Here is a 16,210-nt window from a genome sequence, read left to right on the forward strand (position 1 = left end):
ACTCCGGCCAGTAGTTGTCGCCGCGCTCGCCGGGCGCCCGGACCGCCCGGCGACGAGTTCCGAACATTCACGCGGGACCTTGCAAGCAATTCGAAAACCCTGGCGAGTCACTGTGCTGGGGGCAAGCATTCCGCGACGCTTCCTGCAGGCTCCGGAAGCTCCCGTCCCAGGCGGGCGAGCGGGGATACGGCCATCAGCACCGGGGACAGCATCATGCCTGCGGCCGTCGCCAGGAGGCTGGCGCGCAACCCCCACTCCTCCGCGAGGAATCCGCCGAGCAGGGAGCCGAGCGGGGTCAGCCCCATGCCGACAAAGGTGATCGTCGCTGCCGCACGGGCTTGCATCCCGTCCGGCGTGACCGCCTGTCGGACAGCCATGATCGTGACATTCACCAACTGGCCACCCGCCCCGAACGTGAAGCCGACCGCCAGGAGCACGGCAACCGTCACCGCAGAGGAGCCGTGCAGCGCGGGCACACACAGGAACGCGCTGTCGCCGAGCACCGCCGCGGACACGAGCACCGCGCCATGACCGAACCGGCCCGGCAGGCGGGCGGCCAGCAGCGAGCCCAGGAGCGCGCCCGGCCCGGTCGCCGCAAGCGACAGCCCGACGACGGCGCCCGACAGATGCAGTTCCCGCGGCAGGAAGAGCAGATAGACGGTCATCAGGGCGGCGAAGGAGAACTGGAAGGCGGCCGAGGCGAGGCACACGGTTCGCAGCGAGGCATCGCCGACGACGAAACGGAGGCCCTCGTGAATCCGCCGCCCTATGCGAGGGGGACCTTCCGGATGCTCCGGGATCGACTCGCGGCGGCGGATCCGTCGGATCGACAGGAAGGACAGGGCGAAGAAGAACGCGCTGGCGGCGGCAGCGATCGGCGCGGACAGAAACGACACCAACGCACCGCCGAGGGCGGGACCTCCGATCTGCGCAGCGGACCGGCTGCCTTCGAGCCCGCTGTTGCCCCGCACCAGCTGATCACGTCTCACCAGCCGCACGAGAGACGCCTGGTAGGCAACGTCGAAGCACACGGACAGGACCCCGACGGCGAAGGCGATCACGAACAGCGCGGGCAGGCCGAGCCAACCGAGGAGACCGGCCAAGGCGGCGGAGCCCAGTGCCAGGGTTCGGCCGACGTCCGTCAGCACCATCACCGTGCGGGTCCGCCGCCTGTCCACCCACGCGCCGACGAAAAGCGCGAGCAACAGGATCGGCGTCTGCCCCACCGCACGAAGAACGCCCAGCTGGCCTGCACTGGCGCCGAGCGTCAGCACGGCGAAGAGCGGCAGAACCACCAGACCCGCGTGTTCCCCGAGCTGGGAAGCAGTCTGCCCCATCCAGAGCCTGCGGAACTCGACGTCCCGCCACAGACTCGACGGAACAGCTCGACCGGAATCGGATACGGCGGAGGACGCGGAAGATGCGGAAGATGCGGACGGCATGAGGATCCCCTTGACTGCCGACGCCGAACCCGAACGCTAACCCTCGACGGCCAAGCAGGAAACACGATTGATGCCGCGGTCCGCGCAGGCGGCCGCCAGGTGAGCCGGGCGCCCGTCATCCGCGTAGGTGGGCGAGGAGTTCCTCTCCAATGGGGTACGGGCGTTCCGGAGGCAGCAGTCGCACGGCGGAGTCCAGGTCACCGCTGCTGACGAGGGTGTGGATCTCATGGGCGAGCGGGGTGACGTCGCGGACGGCGACCGTCCATTCGTCCGCGTAGCGCCGGGCGGCCTCACCGGAGAGGCCGAGTTGCAGGGAACGGTACGGCAGGGGCCGCAGGCGCAGGTCCCGTTCCGGGTCCCACTGGACCCGCGCGGGAGATCGCTTCAACTGCCGCTTCCAGTCGGCCTGTTCCCCGTGCAGGTCCGGGACGTGGTGCGAGAGGCACGCGTTGCGCAGCGCCCACTCGAAGCCGTCGCGGCTGATCTCGACGGCCAGGACGGTCCCCTGCCCCTCCTTCGCGCCCCAGCCGCCCCGGTACATCATCCACAGGAAACTGGGCTTGATCCATGTCAAGCCGCGTCCACAGACCTTTCTGTCACTGGCGCACACAGCGGTACCGACGCCGACGGAATGCGACAGTTTGAGTACTGCGCCCCAGCACGGTAGTTGTTACTCTCCAGTCACGTTGACCTGCGGGGATGGCTCGAGCGGGCTACGTTTGACGAGTGGATATGCGAGGCGGCGATTGCTGGATAGAGTCGTCTCGTTACAACTGGTTGCGGGGACAACCAAAGTGCCTTTCGGCTGCCCCCGTCCTGGGGAGGGCCTGCAGCACATGAGTCGTCGCTCTACTGGTTCTGTCGGCGTCTGGGCTGAGATGCAACGGCAGCAACAGCGCCAGCTGGAAGCCGAAGCCAGACGGCGGAGACAGCAAGAACAGCAAGCGCGGGCTTACCAGCGGCGAGCTGCCCAGAGCCACCGAGAGTACCGGCAGGCAGAAGCTCTACGGCGCACGGAAGAACTGGACGCGCAGGTTGCGTCGTTGCAGGGCCTTCTTGCCTCAGGCTGCCAGACTGCGGCCTTCAGGGCTGCCTCTCTCATGCGACCTGAGGATGTCCAGCCCTTTGCTCCAGGCCCATTGGCGCAGCCGGTGCCCATGCCGGATTTCAATCACTACCAGACGCAGAGCGGCTGGACTGCGAGTCGCAGGGCCCAGGCGCAGGCCGAAGCACGAGCGCGCTTCGAGCGTGACTGGCAGGCTGCCCAAGCCGCGGAGACGCAGCGACAGCAACAACTGGCCGCGTATCAGCGGGAGTACCAGCAATGGGTTGACGCCCAGCTCGCAGATGTACGGCGGCACAACGCCGGCATCAGCGCGTTAACCGAAGGCGTAAGGCGGCAGGACCCCGACTCCGTGATCGAGTACTTCTCCGCCGCCCTCTACGCCTCGACGGCATGGCCGGAGGGATTCCCACGTCAGGTGGCAGCTGCCTATGACCCGGCAGCACGGCAATTGGTGCTCGATTGGGAGTTGCCCGCTTACGGCATCGTGCCGGAGGTCAAGGCCGTTCGGTACATGTCCGGGGTCGACCAGGACAAGGAGACTCCCCGCCCAGTAGGTCAGCGCCGTGCTGTGTACAGGGAGGTTCTGGCTCAGTGCATGCTGCTTGTTCTGCACGAGCTGTTCGGCGCAGATGAGCTGGGTGCGCTTGAGTCAGTGGCCTTGAACGGGTTCGTCGATGGGCATGACCCTACGACCGGCCGACCGGGCCATATGTTCCTCGCAACCGTCATGGCCTCGCGTTCTTCATTCCGTGACTTGCACTTGGCGCAGGTCGACGCAAGCAGTTGCCTGGCTGACGCACTACGCGGGCAGCTCTCGGCTCGACCGGACCAACTCACACCAGTTCGGCCGAGCAGACGACCGCAAGAGGTCGGCAATCGCGTGGTCGCCCACGGCGGCGAAGAGGAACCGGACCTGTTCTCCATGGACCCGATCGCCTTCGAGAATCTCGTTGCCGATCTCTTCCGCGCCATGGGGATGCAGGCAGTGACCACCCAACGCTCCAACGACGGCGGCGTGGACGTCGACGCTCTGGATCCGACTCCGATCCGAGGCGGCAAGATCGTCGTGCAGGTGAAGCGCTACCGCAACACGGTGCCGCCCACCGCTGTTCGTGACCTGTACGGAACCGTGCAGGACGCCGGCGCCAACAAGGGAGTCCTTGTGACGACGTCGGGGTTCGGCCCTGGCTCACACACCTTCGCCAACGGCAAGCCGCTGGAACTCATCTCGGGCCCCGAACTCGTAGACCTGCTGCATCGGCATGGACTGCGTGGGCGGCTGGGTGAGGGAGGCCGGCCAGTCCCGGCACAGGCGGCGCCCTCGAGGCCGGACACTCGGCTGCCCGACGATTACAACGTCCTGGGTATGTCGTGGACCGGAAGCGTCGCCTTGGACGTGTGTGCTCTGGTCTGCCGTGGCAACCAGGTCCTCAGTGACGATCACTTCGTCTTCTTCAACAACCCGCAGACGCCGGACGGCTCAGTGCGTGCCCTTCCCGCCACCGCACCTGACAAGGCTGCGATCTGTGTCTCGTTCGACGGGTTGCCCGATGAGGCCGACCGGTTCGTACTCGTGGCAGCCATCGACCCAGAGGTCAACCCGGACGCCGACCTCTCCGGATTTGCAAACGCCTGCATCCGACTGCTCGACCCAGGGCTCGCCGAGCTGGGCCAACTTGAAGTCTCCGACGGCCGGCCACGCGAAACCGCCTTGGTGCTCGGCTCCTTCCGCCGAAGGACGAACGGGGACTGGGACTTCGTCCTGGGCGGCAAGGGCTACACGGGTGGTCTGGAGGAACTTGTTCGGGATTTCGGCATCGAGGTGGAGTGATTGCATCGGGGACCAGAACCGCCGTCCTCGACAGGCGCGCCGGCCCAGCCTTTACCCGGGCCGGTGGAAGGACCGTCCGTCAGCCGCGGTACGGCAACAGACCGTGGCGACTGCTCCCGGCATCGCTTGTCTGCCCGGGCGACACCGACGTCGACGCCGAGCGGGTGGACGAGCAACCGAAGCCTCTGATGGAGACGGTTCCCTTGGTCGAAAACCCATTCACCAGGGGATTCATCCATCTGTCAGGTCAACTGGGCAGTCGGTGCGGGAGGTTTGAAAGGACTCCCCGCCGAATCGAGGTCAGCAGAGTACGGAAGCGCACGTGTGCTGAACGGTGCCTCAATCTTGTTCTTTGTAATCACACTCCCCCATACTCTTCAGAGGGGTTCTCTACGCAGTCTGCATGACCTCGGGGGGAGTCGTCTGCTATGAGCGGTGAAGCGGGGCGGCATGCACTATGACTGCGTGGTCGTTGGCGGCGGCATTGCGGGCCTTGCCGTAGCCCTGCGTTTGGCAGAGGCGGGGCTGAGCACCGCCCTCATTGACAAGCTCAAGGTCGGATCCGGCGCCAGCCTGACCAATCAAGGAATCATTCACTCGGGAGCGCTCTACTCACTTCTGCACCCGCAGGTGAGTGCGCTCTGCAGCGAGGCTCATCCTGTTTACCGCGGACTATTCGAGAGCAGCATAGTATCCAGAAGGTCAGCATGGTACGTCGGGTCGCCGGATTTGGTTGCGAAGCACAGCACACTGTGGGCCGAGCAGGGGATCCGATATGGACATGTGCAGGAGGAGGCGGCCGGTGAATACCTCTTAAATTCAGAGGCCTTGCACTGTGTATCCGTGGATGATTTCGTAGTTTCCCCTCGGAGTCTGCTCTTGGATATGTGCACTCGTTGCACGGCTGCTGGCGTGGAGTTCTATACAGGCACTACCGTGACGAGGGTAGTGGTATCTCGTGGCAGGGTTTCTGGTGTCTTGTCGGCGAGTGGGCAGGTGTTTCACGCATCGAACGTCGTTCTTTGTGCGGGGTCCGGCATCTCCTCATTGCTTGACTCCGTAGGGTCGAGATTGAGCAGGCGTATCAAAACGAGGATGTCTCTGGTGGCGTCTTTTGAGTCGCGAGGAATGGACGGCGCGATCATGAGCTTGGAGTACGGCGGACCGTGCTTGTCACCCGTCGATGACACCACTTCGCTAGCGGTACGTTACGGGGCTCCGGTGAGGTGGGTCGGAGAAAGAGAGCGGATCCCGGTTCCGATTGAAGAACTGACGGAGCTGCGTCGAGACGTAAGTCGGACGCTAGCTCATGGGGTAATCGATGTGAATAGCGGTTCGGCATGGGTCTGCTCAAAGACCGAATACTCGGCTGGGGCTGCCGATGAATGGGGAGTGGAGCCGGGGTATGCGATCCTTGATTCCCGCCGGTTCGACGACGTGTCTGGACTGTGGTCGGTAATTCCTGGCAAGCTGACTCTCGCCTTGCATGCCGCTCGAGACCTAGTGCAGAGGATGTGCGGAAGCGATATAGGGATAGCGCCCCGCACATCAGTCCCTGTAGGAGATGCAAAGATATTCGCAAAGGCTCACTCGATGGTGGCTGTTTCGCCCTGGACGGTGCCCTGACTGATCGTTTCCTCAAATTCTTGATCGGGAGGGTGAACCATGACTGGATTCCGACTTCACTTTTATTCCGATGAAATCGATGAGATCCTGGACAAGGTTCGTATCGCCCTATCCTCGGGGCAGCTTTCCCTCGGTCCGTACGCCAACCAATTGGAGCGAGCCTTTGCCGAACTCATCGGTGTTCCATACACCGTTTCCGCGAACAGTGGCTTCTCCGCACTGGAGATAATCCTCCGCTACTATGACACCGCTGGAAAGGAGGTGCTGGTTCCCGCGAATACAAATTACGCCACAGCGGCTTCGGTGCTGGCCGCCGGCGCGACTGTGACGTTTTACGACAGTGGCCTCTACCCCAGCATTGAAAGCATCAAAAGCCGCCTGACGGGCAGCACTGCGGCAATAGTGGTGGTACATGTCGCGGGATACATCTCCCCTGACGTGTGGGCTATCAGGGACATCTGCAAAGCTCGGGGAATTCCCTTGATAGAGGACGCCGCGCACGCATTTGGCGCGGCGTTGGACGGCGTGGCAGCAGGCGGTATTGGTGATGCAGCAGCGTTCTCCCTGTTCCCGAGCAAAGTGGTGACGACCGGGGAGGGCGGGATGGTGGTGACGTCGGACGAGCAGTTGAGTATTGTTGCCCGCCAGCTTCGAAATCACGGTAAGCGGCTTGGATCGGAGGTCAGCGAACGCATCGGAGGTAGTTGGCGGATGACTGAATTAGGAGCCGCGATCGGCCTGGTGCAACTCAAACGATTTTCTATTGACCTGCAACGCAGAAATGCAATTTCTGCCATGTATCGCTGCGAGCTTGGAGCCGTCGAGGGAATTTGCTTCCCCGAACCTGTCGCTGAACAGATTTTAAGCGGCTATAAAACGGTTGCCATTTTGGACGGGCGTACGGACAGGGTGGCGCTGAAGAAATCCCTGGCTACGCGAGGAGTCGAGATCGAGAAGGAGGTCTATGGGGCTCCTCTTTATAACCATCCCGTTTTTGAGAGGTATGCAGACGGGACTCCGCTCGAGCGGGCGGAATACTTCACCCGGCATCATATTTGTCTCCCCAACTGGAGACACATGACAGACGCTGATGTGCGGAGCGTCGCAAGAGCAGTGCGCGCCTCCTTGAATTCATGACGGTTCTGAAGAGGGGAAACGGGCGGCGTGAGTATTTTCTCTCTGACGGCGACGGCGGCTGTCGTTTCTGCGTGTGTGTCGGCTGCATCTGCCGCTATAGCTTGGATGGCGGCGAAGCGTCAAGGGCACACTGCCCTGAGCGACTCGATGATGCGCGTCAGCGCGACTCTGGAGACGAAGAAGTTCCGAGAATACAGAACGGTCGTGTACCGGCTCGAACGACTCGACCACGCGTCCTGGGACGGACCGACCTGCGAGGCGGTAGACGCCTGGATCGGATTTTTGGACCTGGTCGGAACCCTTGTGCGGACTGGGCGTATAGATCCAGTTGCTTATCTGCACATGTATGGGGATGTGACCCTGAGGAGTATCTATCAGGTAGCTCCATATTGTAATGCTCAAACGACGACACGCGGTCCGCAGTTTCAGCTCCCCATGCGATATCTGACCCTACGTCTCATGAGTACCTGGAAGAAGCAGCAGCGCAAAGGTAAGTACCCTTCTGTTATCGGCTTTCCATCTCGTCCAGGGGTTACGCTGAATATTCGCCTGCTTGAGTCGGACATGGACGTCGTGAGATTTTCGAACGTCAGGTTTTCCTCCCGTTGAACTCGTCATACCCGGTGCGCCCGGTGCGGTCAGCCGCGTTGCCGATCTCAGGGCGGTACGTCCACGCCCGCCACACGTCCACCGCAGTGGCGTCGAGCTGGGGAGCGGAGACTCATCGGCAGCACTCGACGCAACACTCAGCGAGTCGCAGCAGAGTGAGGGGCAAGCGGGACAGCAGATCCCACACGCGCGTACGGCGCGGTCCGGGCGCACACCACCTGGGTTGCTGTCCTCAGGGGATCGTCACCACGATTCGGCGAGTCCCCCGGTCACACACCCAGGTGGGCCAGCACATCATCCCCTGCGGCGTAGGGCCGCTCCTCGGGCAGTAGCCGTGCCGCAGAGTCCAGGTCGCCGTCACGGACGAGTGCGTGGATCTCGTGGGCGAGTGGAGTGACGTCCGTGACTGCAACGATCCACTCGTCCGCGTAGCGCCGTACGGCTTCCCCGGAGAGCCCGAGCTGCAGTGACCGGTACGGCAGAGGCTGGAGCTGCAGATCGCGCTCGGGATCCCACTGGACCCGCGTCGGCGCCCGCTTCAACTGCCACTTCCAGTCGGCCCGGTCACCGTGCAACTCGGGCACATGGTGCGAGAGGCATGCACGACGCAGCGCCCACTCGAAGCCCTCCCGGCTGATCTCCACGGCCAGAACGGTCTCCTGACCCTCCTTCAAGCCCCACCCGCATCGGTACATCATCCACAGGAAACTGGGCTTGATCCAGGTCATGCGCTCCCGGCTCCACGTCGACGGGAAGCGGCCGGTGCGGGCCGCCGCGTCGCCGATCTCCGGGCGGTACGCCTGGTAAACGGTGAGCGTGGACTCGGTGTGGCGGGCACGGATGCGGAACCTCGGTTCGGGTTCCGGCTCGGCGGGTCGGTCGTTCACGCTGTTCGGGTTGTTCACGTTGTTCACGTTGTTCAGGTCGTTCAGGTCGTTCACGGCAGCAGCCTGGCCGATCGTGCGGTATCGGGCCACCCGATTACGTATCGATCGCCGACCGATGCCGCACAGACCTTGGCTGAGCAGCCGCCATGCCCAACACTCGGGCCATGACGCAGCGTGTGGAACTCGCTACCGTGCTGGACCGGCTGGCCGTCGACGGGTTGATCACCGACTACGCGGTGGCGGTCGACGACGGCGACTGGACCGCCTATCGGGAACTGTTCACGTCGGACGGGCGGGCGGACTACCGTTCGGCCGGCGGCATCGAGGGGGATGCGGGGAACGTCGCCTCATGGCTGGCCGAGAGCATGCAGGTGTTCGCGATGCGGCAGCACCTCATCGTCAACCGCCGGGTGCGCTTCGGGATCCTGGAGCAGGACACGGGCGACACGGCCCGGGTGCAGGCCGACTACGTCAACCCGATGCGGCTGGCCACGAACGGCGACGGCGGCAGCTCGACGGCCGGGGCGCCCGACTTCGTATGCGGCGGCCGGTACGCCTTCGGGCTGCTGCGCACGTACGACGGCTGGCGGGTGCGTGACGTGGTCGTACGGGAGAAATGGCGGCGGATGCCGGGGTGAGCCGAAACGCGCCCTGTCGTAGATCGTCCGCGGCGCGCACACTGGAGGCACCCACCGGGCAGGGAGGCGCCTCATGGAGATCCGGGAGAGCCGGAGGACGCTCGGCCACTGGCTCACCTCCCCCTGGCGGCGTTCGGCCGTCGCGGCTCTCGCGGGCGCGCTGCCCGTGCTCGCGTTCCCGGCGCCGGCGCTGTGGTGGTGGGCCTACGTCGCGCTGGTCCCCTGGATCCTGCTGGCCCGCCGTGCGCCCACGGCGAGGCGGGCGGCGTACGACGGCTGGAGCGGCGGGTTCGGCTTCATGCTCGCCATGCATCACTGGCTGCTGCCGAGCCTGCACGTGTTCACGCTCGTCCTCGCCGTGCTTCTGGGCGCACTGTGGGCGCCGTGGGCGTGGCTGGTCCGCCGGTTCCTCGCCGAGCAAGCCGGGGACGCCGGGGACGCGGCCCCTGCCCCGTCCCGCAGGCGGCTGTTCGCCGCGCTTCTCGTGCTGCCCTCGGCGTGGCTGGCCGTGGAACTCGTCCGTTCCTGGCAGGGGCTCGGCGGGCCGTGGGGCATGCTCGGCGCGAGTCAGTGGCAGGTGGAGCCGGCGTTGCGGCTCGCCTCCGTCGGCGGGGTGTGGCTGCTCAGCTTCCTGCTGGTGGCGGTGAACGTCGCGGTCGCCGTGCTCGTCTCCGTTCCGGCGTCCCGGGCGCAGGCCGTCGCCGGTCTCGTCGCCACCGCGGCCACGGTCTCGGCCGCGTGGATGTGGGCGCCGCGCCCCGACGTCGACGGGCGGGCCCGGATCGCCGTCGTGCAGCCGGGTGTGATCGACGGCCCCGACCGGCGTTTCGACCGCGAGGAGCAGTTGACCCGCCGGCTGGTCGGGCAGGACGTCGATCTGATCGTCTGGGGCGAGAGCAGCGTCGGGTACGACCTCGCCGAGCGGCCGGATCTGGCCAAACGGATTGCGGCGCTGTCCCGGTCCACCGGAGCCGACATTCTCGTCAACGTCGACGCCCGCCGTTCCGACCGGCCGGGGATCTACAAGAGCTCGATCCTCGTCGGCCCGGACGGCCCGACCGGCGACCGGTACGACAAGATGCGGCTGGTGCCGTTCGGTGAGTACATACCGGCCCGTTCCCTGCTCGGCTGGGCGACCTCCGTCGGCAAGGCGGCCGGTGAGGACCGGCGGCGCGGCAGCGAGCAGGTCGTGATGAACGCCGGGCCCGGCCTGCGCATCGGGCCGATGGTGTGCTTCGAGACGGCCTTCCCCGACATGAGCCGCCACCTCGCCGACGACGGCGTGGACCTGCTGGTCGCGCAGTCCTCGACCTCCACCTTCCAGCAGAGCTGGGCGCCCGAGCAGCACGCGTCGCTGGGCGCGCTGCGCGCGGCGGAGACCGGGCGGCCGTTCGTGCACGCGACCCTCACCGGCGTCTCCGCCGTGTACGACGCGAGCGGCCGGCGCCTCGGCTCGTGGCTGGGCACGGAGGCGAGCACGACGGCCGTGTACGACGTCCCGCTCGCCGACGGCGTCACCCCGTACGTCCGCTACGGCGACTGGCCGGTGTACCTGGCCCTGCTGGTGCTCGTGGCCCTGGGGGGCACGGAGGGGGCGCGGGCGGTCAGGCTGCGGCGGAGCGGTCCCGCACCGCTCGGACCACCCGCTCGCACAGTTCATGAGTCGCCAGCGCGTCCCGGGCGCTGAGCACCTTTCCCGCACGGACGGCGTCCAGGAAGGCGAGGACGGCCTGCTCGATGCCGCGCTGCCGGGCCACCGGCACCCAGTCGCCACGCCGCCGCACGGTCGGCTGCCCCTTGTGGTCGATCACCTCGGCGAGGTTGACGACCTGGCGCTTGGTGTCCTGCCCGGACACCTCCAGGATCTCCTCGTTCGAACCGCTGAGCCGGTTCATCACGCCGAGCGCGGTGAAGCCGTCTCCGGCGAGCTGGAGGACGACGTGGTGCAGCAGTCCGTCCTCGACGCGGGCGCGCACGGTCACGTCGTCGACCGGGCCGGGCACGAGGAAGCGCAGGGTGTCGACGACGTGGATGAAGTCGTCGAGGATCATCGTGCGGGGTTCCTCGGGCAGCCCGATCCGGTTCTTCTGCAGAAGGATCAGCTCACGCGGATGGTCGGCGCACTGCGCGTAGCCGGGCGCGAGCCGACGGTTGAAGCCGACCGCGAGGGAGATGTCGCGTGCCTCCGCGAGCCTCACGAGCCGCTCGGAGTCGGCGAGTTCGTAGGCGAGGGGCTTGTCGACGTAGGTGGGGACGCCCGCCTCCAGCAGCCGGGTGACGATCCCGGGGTGGGCGGCGGTGGGCGCGTGCACGAAGGCAGCGTCCAGGCCGGCGGCGAGGAGCGCGTCGAGGTCGCGGTGGCGCTGTTCGCGGGGCAGGCGCAGGGTGTCGGCGACGCGGTCGAGGGTGGCCGGGGTGCGGGTCTGCAGGTGGAGCTCGATCCCGGACAGCGCGCCGAGCACCGGCAGATACGCCTTCTGCGCGATGTCACCGAGCCCGATGCAGCCGACCTTCACGAGCGCTCCCTCACTGCCTGCCCCACAGGCCACGGCCTGCCCTGCCCCGCCTGCCACTGCCTGCCACTGCCTGTCTCACCTGCGCGTGCCGTGCGTGCCTGCGCCCGTCTGCGCGTGCGCGTTTCTGCACGGCAGCATACGGCCCCTCCTCGCCGCCGCGGCAGGCCGGGACGGGCCCGGCAGCGGAAAATCGCTGGTGGCGGCGGGCCGTCCGGGGTGACCATGCGGGCATGACCACACAGCGCACCGGGCCCGCCCAGAACGCCGACGAACGCACCATGGTGGAAGGGTGGCTGGACTACCACCGGGAGACCTTGGCACGGAAGTGCGAGGGCCTCACCGACGTCCAGTTGCGCACCGCCTCGGTGCCGCCGTCCAAGCTGTCCCTGATGGGCCTGGTGCGGCACATGGCGGAGGTGGAGCGCAGTTGGTTCCGCAGGGTGCTGGTCGGGGACGGCGCGGCGCCGATCTACTACAGCGACGAGGACCCGGACGGCGAGTTCCATCTCACCGAGCAGGACACCTGGGCGCAGGCCCACGCCACCTGGCAGGCCGAGATCGAGGTCGCCCGACGGCACGCCGCCGACTTCTCTCTGGACGAACTCTCGTGCGGCCAGAGCAAGTTCACCGACGAGCCGTTCAGCCTGCGCTGGATCTACACCCACATGATCGAGGAGTATGCCCGGCACAACGGCCACGCCGACCTGATCCGCGAGCGCCTCGACGGCACGACCGGCGACTAGCACCCTCGCGTCAACCCGACCTACCCCGTCCACTCGTACGGGGGACGAGATCACCCGTGCGGGGCAACCTCCCCTCATCCGCCGTCGCTCGGGCGGCCGTAACGACCAGAGTGGCGCGGGTGCATCGAACGACGACGACCACCGCAACGCTCCTGGTCACCATGGCCTTCTCGACGCTCGCCGGATGCGTGACGATCCAGCGTCCGCCCGCGCCCGGACCGGCCGTGGCGCCGTCCCAGCCATCCCCGCCGTCCCAGCCATCCCCGCCGTCCTCGCCGTCCGTGCCGCGGCCGGAGGGGCAGCCCCAGGCGCAGGTCGTGCAGGCGCCGGCCCGGGAGGCGCTGGCCCTGGTCGGACCGTCCCCGAAGCCGCGACCGACGGCGCCGGCGCAGCGCCGACGGTCGGCGACCGCCCAGGCGCCGGCGCCGGCCGAGCAGTCGCTCCCGGCCCGGTCCCGTCCGCACCACCCCCGGCCGACCCACACCGAGCCCCGGCGGCACGCACGGCCGCGCGTGGACATCCCGGACGTGGCGAAGGAGGCGCGCGGGAACAGCGATGTGTGCGCGCTCGGCAGGAAGTACGGCGGCTGGCAGGGGAACAGCCCCGAAGCGGTGATCTGCAAGCAGGCCTACGGGCGGTGAGGCCCTTCCCCCAGCTGTAGCTCCAGCCTGCTGATCGCCGCCCGCACGCCGTCGCCGTAGCTGTCGTCGCGCAGTGCCACGGCCGCCGTGCGGGCCCGACGCACATGAGTGCGGGCGGCCTCGGCGCGGCCGAGTTTCACATAGTCCGCGGCCAGGTTGAGGTGGAGCGACGGATAGAGCGCCCGCGCCTCGACCGACCCCTCGTGCTCCTCCGCCGCAGTCAGCGCCCGCAGGTCCCACGCCAGCTCGTCCGAGGGGTCGTCGTGGGTGTCGGCCAGGTAGTGGGCGAGGGTGCAGCGGTGCAGCGGGTCGCCCTCCTCGCCGAGCTCCGTCCACAGGTCGAGGAGGCGGTGCCGGGCCTCCTCACGGTCTCCCCCGTGGTGCAGCATCACGACCTGCCCGATGCGCGTCAGCAGGGCGTCCGGTGTCGTCTGCCCCTGTCGCTCCGCCACCGCGTCCTCCTTGCGTCCCGGGACGACGCCGCGTCCTCGGGACGACGCTAACGGCAGGGGCCGGCAATCCCGGTCAGGCGGCACCGGACCGGCCCGCGGAGGGACCGGCCCGGCGGCAGCGGTCTCAGACGAGGTTCGGGATCGTCCAGTCGATCGGCTCGTGGCCCTGCTGCGCGACGGCCGCGTCGATCTGCGTGAACGGGCGGGAGCCGAAGAACTTCTTCGCCGACAGCGGGGAGGGGTGCGCGCCCTTGACCACGATGTGCCTGCTCTCGTCGATGAGCGGGAGCTTCTTCTGCGCGTAGTTGCCCCACAGGACGAACACGGCCGGGTCGGGCCGGTCGGCCACGGCGCGGATCACCGCGTCCGTGAACTTCTCCCAGCCCTTGCCCTTGTGCGAGTTCGCCTCCCCGGAGCGGACCGTGAGGACCGCGTTGAGCAGCAGGACGCCCTGCTGCGCCCACGGCATGAGGTAGCCGTTGTCCGGGATCGGCGTGCCCAGCTCCTCGTGCATCTCCTTGTAGATGTTGCGCAGGGAGGGCGGGATCTTCACCCCGGGCCGCACCGAGAAGCACAGGCCGTGCCCCTGGCCCTCGCCGTGGTACGGGTCCTGGCCGAGGACGAGCACCTTCACCCGGTCGTACGGCGTCGCGTCGAGTGCGGCGAACACCTCCTCGCGCGGAGGGTAGACGGGGCCCTTCGCCCGCTCCTCCTCGACGAACTCCGTCAGCTCCTTGAAGTAGGGCTGGTGCAGTTCGTCGCCCAGAACCCCGCGCCAGGACTCGGGCAGCATGGCGATGTCGGTCACGTCAACGTCCTCCGTTGTGCGGTCACTTCCCGACCACAGAACCTACAGGCGACCACTGACAATCACCGCGGCCGTCCGCTCACCAGCTCGTCTTACGGGACAGCTCCCACACCATCATGATCGTCGACGGGTCCAGGGAGCGTTCGCCGCCCGAGACGTCCTCGGAGGAGGCGATGTACTGCTTGCCCTGCCACAGCGGCAGCAGCCGGGCGTCGTCGACGAGGATCCGCTGGGCCTCCTCGAAGTCCTTGGCCACGTTGGCGCGGTCGCTCTGCTGACGGGAGCGCGGCAGCAGAACCTGGGTGATCCGCTTCTCCGGGTACGGCGTGCCGAGGGCGTTCTGCTCGCCGACGAAGGGGGCGATGAAGTTGTCGGCGTCCGGGAAGTCGGGGGCCCAGCCGCGTCCGAACACCGGGTACTCGCCGTTCTGGTAGCCCTTGACGTAGGCGTTCCAGGGGCGGCTCTTGAGGGTGACGGAGAACAGGCCCGAGGCGTCCAGCTGGCTCTTGAGCTCCTTGAACTCCAGGCCGGTGTCGGAGCCGTAGCGGTCGGTGGTGTACCAGAGGGTGAGCGGGACGGGCGTGTTGATGTCGGCGTCGCTGAGGATCGCGCGGGCCTTCTTGGTGTCGGGGTCGCCGAAGGCGTCGAAGAAGCCGGTGGTGTGGCCGGTCAGCCCGGTCGGCACCATGGAGTACAGCGGGTCGACGGTGTCCTTGTAGATCTTGTGGGCGATCGCGGCGCGGTCGACGACCTGGGCGACGGCGCGGCGCACCGCGAGCTTGTTCGACACCGGGTCCTTGGGGTTGAACACCAGGTAGTTGATGTTGCTGCCGGCGGCCTCGATGAGCTGCAGGCCCTCGTTGGCGGTGCCCTTGCTTTCCAGGTCGACGATGTCGTCGGCGGCGAGCCCCTGGTAGGTGATGTCGATGTCCTTGGCGCGCAGGGCCTTGACCATCGCGCCGGAGTCCTGGAAGTAGCGGATGGTCACCGCGTCGTTCTTGCGGTCGGCGAAGCCCTTGTAGTTGTCGTTGCGCACGAGGACGGCCTGCTTGCCCTCGTCGTAGGACTGCAGCCGGTACGGCCCGGAGCCGACGATGCCGTCGTCCTTGCGCAGGGACCTCGCGGGGTAGTCGTCGGGGTCGACCAGGGACATGCCGGGGGTGGCGAGGACGAACGGGAAGGTGGCGTCGGCCTTGTTGAGCCGGAAGATCACCTCGCGCTCGCCGTTCGTCTCGACGCCGGCGAGGCTGCCCAGCAGTCCGTTGGGGCCGGTGACGGCGTTGATCGTCCTGATCCGGTCGATCGAGTACTTCACGGCCTTGGCGTCCAGCTTGTCCCCGTTGGAGAACTTCAGGCCGTCGCGCAGTTCGCACTTGTAGGTGCGGTTCGAGCTGTCCGTGAACACGCAGGACTTGGCGGCGTCCGGCTGGGGGTCCGTCGCACCGTTCGGGTAGCTCAGCAGGGTCTGGTAGATGTTGCGGAACAGCTCCCAGGAGCCGTCCCAGGCGGCGGCCGGGTCCAGCGTGCTGGGAGCGCTGGTGGTGCCCACGACGATCGGCCCGGCGTCGTCGGAGCTCTCCTCCCCCAGGAGGCTGCACCCGGCCACCAGGGATATGGACACGATCGCCGCCATCTGCTGCAAGGATCGGTTCCGGTTGAACACGCGCACGCTCCTCGATCTGCCATGCCAAGGGTTGGCAGACCATACCGCAGCGACAGATGGCGTGAATCAGCGCCTGTGGAGCGTTCTTGATCACTCTGGGTATGACGACGTTGTCATCCCCGTGCACGACGCGCACATGTCCTCTTTTACG

Annotated in this window: 14 protein-coding genes; 7 read left to right on the plus strand and 7 right to left on the minus strand. The window is 67.0% G+C overall.

Annotation, left to right across the window (positions count from 1 at the left end):
- Positions 1–107: 107 nt before the first annotated feature.
- Together ACIBAF_RS10960 and ACIBAF_RS10965 are read right to left on the minus strand one after the other, a co-directional pair.
- A complete protein-coding gene (locus tag ACIBAF_RS10960) occupies positions 108–1,442 on the minus strand; it encodes an MFS transporter (protein ID WP_399462858.1) in 1,335 nt (444 codons plus the stop codon).
- 115 nt (positions 1,443–1,557) lie between these two features.
- Entirely contained in the window at positions 1,558–2,052 is a 495-nt protein-coding gene (locus ACIBAF_RS10965; protein ID WP_399462859.1) for a DUF4291 domain-containing protein, read from the minus strand.
- A 226-nt stretch (positions 2,053–2,278) separates the two neighbouring features.
- Between ACIBAF_RS10965 and ACIBAF_RS10970 the strand changes: the two genes are divergently transcribed.
- The 3 genes from ACIBAF_RS10970 (at position 2,279) to ACIBAF_RS10980 (ending at position 7,102) form a co-directional block, all read left to right on the plus strand.
- Positions 2,279–4,339 carry a restriction endonuclease gene (locus ACIBAF_RS10970; protein ID WP_399462860.1) on the plus strand — a complete coding sequence of 687 codons (2,061 nt, stop codon included), beginning with the start codon at positions 2,279–2,281 and terminating at the stop codon, positions 4,337–4,339.
- Between the two features lie 450 nt (positions 4,340–4,789).
- Entirely contained in the window at positions 4,790–5,965 is a 1,176-nt protein-coding gene (locus tag ACIBAF_RS10975) for an NAD(P)/FAD-dependent oxidoreductase (RefSeq protein WP_399462861.1), read from the plus strand.
- Positions 5,966–6,004: 39 nt separating this feature from the next.
- A complete protein-coding gene (locus ACIBAF_RS10980) occupies positions 6,005–7,102 on the plus strand; it encodes a DegT/DnrJ/EryC1/StrS family aminotransferase (RefSeq protein WP_399462862.1) in 1,098 nt (365 codons plus the stop codon).
- Positions 7,103–7,980: 878 nt separating this feature from the next.
- Here the strand turns inward: ACIBAF_RS10980 and ACIBAF_RS10985 are convergent.
- On the minus strand, positions 7,981–8,598 hold the full coding sequence (locus tag ACIBAF_RS10985; protein WP_399462927.1) for a DUF4291 domain-containing protein: 618 nt from the start codon (positions 8,596–8,598) through the stop codon (positions 7,981–7,983).
- 164 nt (positions 8,599–8,762) lie between these two features.
- Here ACIBAF_RS10985 and ACIBAF_RS10990 point away from each other — a divergent pair, with 164 nt between their 5' ends.
- Both ACIBAF_RS10990 and lnt read left to right on the plus strand, forming a co-directional pair.
- Positions 8,763–9,236: a nuclear transport factor 2 family protein gene (locus tag ACIBAF_RS10990; RefSeq protein WP_399462863.1), complete on the plus strand. Its 474-nt coding sequence runs from the start codon at positions 8,763–8,765 to the stop codon at positions 9,234–9,236.
- A 73-nt stretch (positions 9,237–9,309) separates the two neighbouring features.
- A complete protein-coding gene (gene lnt, locus ACIBAF_RS10995; protein ID WP_399462864.1) occupies positions 9,310–10,923 on the plus strand; it encodes an apolipoprotein N-acyltransferase in 1,614 nt (537 codons plus the stop codon).
- On the opposite strand, the gene ACIBAF_RS11000 is transcribed toward lnt, so the two are convergent.
- Complete coding sequence (locus ACIBAF_RS11000) at positions 10,841–11,752, minus strand: Gfo/Idh/MocA family protein (protein ID WP_399462865.1); 912 nt, start codon at positions 11,750–11,752, stop codon at positions 10,841–10,843. The two genes, lnt and ACIBAF_RS11000, sit on opposite strands and share 83 nt — an antisense overlap.
- 230 nt (positions 11,753–11,982) lie before the next feature.
- Between ACIBAF_RS11000 and ACIBAF_RS11005 the strand changes: the two genes are divergently transcribed.
- On the plus strand, positions 11,983–12,495 hold the full coding sequence (locus ACIBAF_RS11005) for a DinB family protein (protein ID WP_399462866.1): 513 nt from the start codon (positions 11,983–11,985) through the stop codon (positions 12,493–12,495).
- Positions 12,496–12,614: 119 nt separating this feature from the next.
- Positions 12,615–13,136, plus strand: a complete 522-nt coding sequence (locus tag ACIBAF_RS11010) for a hypothetical protein (RefSeq protein ID WP_399462867.1) — start codon at positions 12,615–12,617, stop codon at positions 13,134–13,136.
- On the opposite strand, the gene ACIBAF_RS11015 is transcribed toward ACIBAF_RS11010, so the two are convergent.
- From ACIBAF_RS11015 to ACIBAF_RS11025, 3 genes are all read right to left on the minus strand, one after another.
- The gene (locus tag ACIBAF_RS11015; protein WP_399462868.1) at positions 13,124–13,588 is read right to left on the minus strand and encodes a hypothetical protein; all 465 of its coding nucleotides are present in this window, start codon (positions 13,586–13,588) and stop codon (positions 13,124–13,126) included. The genes ACIBAF_RS11010 and ACIBAF_RS11015 overlap by 13 nt on opposite strands.
- A gap of 124 nt (positions 13,589–13,712) precedes the next feature.
- Entirely contained in the window at positions 13,713–14,396 is a 684-nt protein-coding gene (ung, locus tag ACIBAF_RS11020) for a uracil-DNA glycosylase (protein ID WP_399462869.1), read from the minus strand.
- Between the two features lie 79 nt (positions 14,397–14,475).
- Positions 14,476–16,065, minus strand: a complete 1,590-nt coding sequence (locus tag ACIBAF_RS11025) for an ABC transporter substrate-binding protein (RefSeq protein ID WP_399462870.1) — start codon at positions 16,063–16,065, stop codon at positions 14,476–14,478.
- Between the last annotated feature and the right edge of the window lie 145 nt (positions 16,066–16,210).

Origin of the sequence: Streptomyces sp. NPDC051677 (assembly GCF_044453465.1) — a bacterium.
In the GTDB taxonomy this organism is placed as follows: domain Bacteria; phylum Actinomycetota; class Actinomycetes; order Streptomycetales; family Streptomycetaceae; genus Streptomyces.

Excerpts from the sequence above, each read along its gene's own strand:
- ACIBAF_RS10975 (WP_399462861.1), top strand. The coding sequence starts at position 4,790 with ATGCACTATGACTGCGTGGTCGTTGGCGGCGGCATTGCGGGCCTTGCC.
- ACIBAF_RS10970 (WP_399462860.1), top strand. The coding sequence starts at position 2,279 with ATGAGTCGTCGCTCTACTGGTTCTGTCGGCGTCTGGGCTGAGATGCAA.
- ACIBAF_RS10990 (WP_399462863.1), top strand. The coding sequence starts at position 8,763 with ATGACGCAGCGTGTGGAACTCGCTACCGTGCTGGACCGGCTGGCCGTC.
- ACIBAF_RS11005 (WP_399462866.1), top strand. The coding sequence starts at position 11,983 with ATGACCACACAGCGCACCGGGCCCGCCCAGAACGCCGACGAACGCACC.
- lnt (WP_399462864.1), top strand. The coding sequence starts at position 9,310 with ATGGAGATCCGGGAGAGCCGGAGGACGCTCGGCCACTGGCTCACCTCC.
- ACIBAF_RS10980 (WP_399462862.1), top strand. The coding sequence starts at position 6,005 with ATGACTGGATTCCGACTTCACTTTTATTCCGATGAAATCGATGAGATC.
- ACIBAF_RS10960 (WP_399462858.1), bottom strand. The coding sequence starts at position 1,442 with ATGCCGTCCGCATCTTCCGCATCTTCCGCGTCCTCCGCCGTATCCGAT.